This window comes from Mumia sp. (assembly GCF_028803055.1).
Lineage (GTDB): Bacteria > Actinomycetota > Actinomycetes > Propionibacteriales > Nocardioidaceae > Mumia.
Window position 1 is genome coordinate 1 of record NZ_JARBCJ010000328.1, and the last position, 1835, is coordinate 1835.

Sequence of the window (1835 nt, forward strand, 5' to 3'; positions counted from 1 at the left end):
CTCAGGCCTCTCCGCGATGATTCACGTGGCCTTGCCACGTGGAAGCGTCGTCGGTGGCGTACCACCGAGGTCAGGGTATCGGACCGCAGACAGATCACACCACCGTCAGCGATCTCGCCCGACGCTCAGCGCAGCGGCAGCACTTCTCTCGAGGCATCCATGTCACTCGGCTGACCGGCGGGCCGAGGACAGAAACGTGGCGACGGCGGCCCTCACATGGTCTCGTTGGGCGGGTGTCGACGGGATGGCGTCGTCCCCCAGGAACATGGCGTCGTTGACCGGGGCGCCCATGACCAGCCAGTTGAGCTGGGTGGCGGCCGTTGTCGGATCGGGCACGGACAAGAGATCGCGAGCGTCGAGGTCGGACAGGATCTGGGCAAGCACGGCGACAGCCCGCTGGGGGCCATGCTCGAACACGGCCCGCGCCAGCTCGGGGAATCGCGGGACTTCACCGATCACCAACCGGCGCAGCCTGAGCATGCGCGGCTGCAATACCGCCTCCAGCTGCCGGCTCAGTATCGACTCGAGCACCGGCGCGATGCGGTCGGCCGACTCGATCGGGAGAGCGTCGACCTGGTGCACGTCGTCGGCTGCCAGCCGGGTCATCGAGGTGACGAGCTCGATGAAGAGCTGCTCCTTGGTGCCGAAGTGCGCGTACACGGTCTGCTTCGAGACTCCGGAGGAACGAGCGAGATCGTCCATGGTCACGCTCTCGTAGTGGGCGGCGAGGAAGGCCTCCTCCGCGGCTGCCAGGACGGCTCGCCGTTTCGCCGCCGAGCTCGGGCGCATCCCGGCTGACCCTTGACTTATCACACCCACCAGTCTCACTTCTTAATTCTAGACGCACCAGTCCAGAAACTTACGAGGGGGCGACCATGACAGGTGTCAGCACCACCATCTCGCGTGACGGCACAAGGCTTGCCTACGAGGTGAACGGCGAAGGCCCGCCGCTCGTCTACGTGACGGGGGCCATCTGCCACCGGACGTTCCGCCCCGTCCAGAAGGGCGCCTCGGTGTTGTCCCGGTCCTTCCGGGTGTTGTCCTACGACCGGCGCGGACGCGGCGACTCGACCGACACAGCGCCGTGGTCGCTCGACCGTGAAGTCGAGGATCTCGAGGCGCTCATCGACACGATGGGAGGACGATCGTTCATCTACGGCCACTCGTCGGGGGCGGTGCTGGCTCTGCACGCGGCCCACAGGCTCGCACCGAAGGTGCAGGGGGTCGTTCTCTACGACGCGTCCTGGGTCGCCGACCAGGCTGGGGCCGATCGCTACGCGACGGTGTGCGCCGGCGTGGAGGCCCTTCTCGACCAAGGACGCGACGCGGCCGCTATCAAGCGCTTCCTCGTCGGCATCGGCATGCCGAGGTTCTTCGCTGCGCTGCTGCCCTTCATGCCGGGGTGGCGTCGGCTCGTCGCGCTCGCACCCACGCTCCGCTACGACATGTCCCTCACCGCGGCACCGCCACCGTTGGACGTCGCCGCCACGGTGCGCGTGCCCACACACGTGATGGTCGGCGAACGCAGCCCCGAGGAGCTGCACCGTGTCGCCGACGCTCTGCAGGCGAGCATCCCAGGCGCCACTCGTGAAACGCTGGCCGGACAGGATCACATGGTCTCGGAGAAGGTGCTCCTACCGAGCCTGGTGCGCCACCTGCGTCCCGGCGAGGAGACAGCACGATCCCGCGACCCTCGCCCCGGCGGTAGTTCCTGAAGGACTGACGGTCTCGGCCTTCAGCGCGCAGCGGCTACCTCTGGCACGAGTTCGCGCGGACTGCGCACAAACGCACCGATTCACACGTTGAAGCGGAACTCCACCACGTCGCCGTCCTGC

At 67.5% G+C, this 1835-nt stretch carries 2 protein-coding genes; one reads left to right on the forward strand and one right to left on the reverse strand.

Annotation, left to right across the window (positions count from 1 at the left end; all coding sequences use genetic code 11):
* Window positions 1-162 precede the first annotated feature (162 nt).
* Window positions 163-789, reverse strand: coding sequence for a TetR/AcrR family transcriptional regulator (locus PV363_RS17660; RefSeq protein ID WP_301023073.1), 627 nt, complete (start codon window positions 787-789; stop codon window positions 163-165).
* An 86-nt stretch (window positions 790-875) separates the two neighbouring features.
* Between PV363_RS17660 and PV363_RS17665 the strand changes: the two genes are divergently transcribed.
* On the forward strand, window positions 876-1715 hold the full coding sequence (locus PV363_RS17665) for an alpha/beta hydrolase (protein WP_220343828.1): 840 nt from the start codon (window positions 876-878) through the stop codon (window positions 1713-1715).
* Window positions 1716-1835 lie beyond the last annotated feature (120 nt).